General features: G+C 45.8%; 1 protein-coding gene. It reads right to left on the reverse strand.

Annotation, left to right across the window (positions count from 1 at the left end; translation table 11 throughout):
- Positions 1 to 345 (reverse strand): hypothetical protein (locus AB4486_RS27695; protein WP_372120008.1); only part of this gene is annotated, 345 nt, incomplete at both ends.

Genomic DNA, 345 nt, shown 5'->3' on the forward strand with positions numbered 1-345 from the left:
CTCTGGTCATGATCATTATCTGCATACCCCAATAGTGCTTTAAGTGCCTCTGGGCGTTTCTGCCAGATTTCATTCTCGGCATCGCCTGCCGTTTCTGCCCATTGTTTTGCATGTTTACGGTAGTGAAAAGCAATGCGGTGAGCCAGCATACCTTTAATGCTGCTGCCACATACCACAGGGCAAAACGGGATTATTTCAGCTTGTGTTCCTTTCCAAATCACTACGGGTTCAGAGTAAGTGATCACGTTGACTGAATGATTGAGCGACTTGTTTGGTTTCGACAGTAACTCTACTCCCCGACCACAACGCCAATTGTCTAACGCTTTTAATGAGATAGACCAAGAA

This window comes from Vibrio sp. 10N.222.55.C6 (assembly GCF_041473395.1).
Classification (GTDB): domain Bacteria; phylum Pseudomonadota; class Gammaproteobacteria; order Enterobacterales; family Vibrionaceae; genus Vibrio; species Vibrio crassostreae_C.